Annotated in this window: 1 protein-coding gene; it reads right to left on the bottom strand. The window is 70.3% G+C overall.

Annotated elements, in window-relative coordinates; translation table 11 throughout:
- Positions 1 to 958, bottom strand: a 958-nt coding sequence (locus tag ACZ50K_RS37970) for an IS481 family transposase (protein ID WP_468912052.1), incomplete at its 3' end; no start/stop codon positions are given.
- Positions 959 to 1,071: the final 113 nt, after the last annotated feature.

The raw sequence follows: 1,071 nt of genomic DNA on the forward strand, positions 1-1,071 counted from the left end.
TGTGTTGTCCGGGCAGGTTGGTGACGCGGCTGGCGGGTGTTTGGCCGTGGATGCCGGTGTGGGGTCGGTGGTAGTTGTACCAGTCGATCCAGTCGGTGAACGCGTTCTGCCGTTCCTGGTCTGAGGTGTAGGGCCGCTGGTAGGCCCATTCCTCGAGCAGGGTTCGGTGGAAGCGTTCGACCTTGCCGTTGGTCTGTGGGCGCCAGGGCCGGGTCCAGCGGGGGCTGATGCCCAGCTCGGCGCAGGTCTGGCGCCAGGTGTTCTTGCTGTAGGCCCAGGCGTTGTCGGTAAGGACCCGTTCGACGGTGATGCCGTGTGCGGCGAACCAGGCGGTGGCCCGGGTCAGGAAGGCGGCGCAGGTGGGGGCGGTCTCGTCGGGCAGGTCCTCGGTGTAGGCGAGGCGGGTGTGGTCGTCGAGGGCGGTGTGGAGGTAGGCGTATCCGGCGCCGTTGCGGCGGTCCTTGTTCGGGCTGCCGGCCGCGCGGCCGAGGACTTTGTGGCCGCCGCCGTCCGGGATCCGGCCGAGTTTCTTGACGTCGATGTGGATCAGTTCGCCGGGGCGTTCGCGTTCGTAGCGGCGGACGGGCTCGCCGGTGGCCCGGTCGAGTGCGGCCAGGGGTGGCAGGCCGTGGCGGGTCAGGATGCGGTGGGCGGTGGAGGGTGCGATCCCGCATCGGGCGGCCAGTCTCAGGGGCCCGATGCGGTGCTCGCGCCGGAGTCGCAGGACGTGTTCCTCCACCGCGGGGGCTGTCCGGGCGGGCTGGTGGTGGGGGCGGCTGGTGCGGTCGCTCATTCCGGCGGTGCCGAGCTGCCGGTAGCGGGTGGCCCAGCGGGCCGCGGTGGTGTGGCTGACCTGGAAACGCTCCGCTGCCCGGCGCACGGGCCAGCCGTCGTCGACGACACAGCGGGCCAGCCGCAAACGGCCTGTCTCGGTCAGCGGGGCATTACGGTGGACCACGAGGGCCTCCTGTCTTCGGTGGAGATGTCGCAATCCACACCGAACCCGGAGGCCCTCACCCATTTCAAGAACCCAGCACGCGTGTCACCAACGTCCCGGGACAACACACCTAG

It is taken from the genome of Streptomyces sp. NPDC033845, from assembly GCF_055576225.1.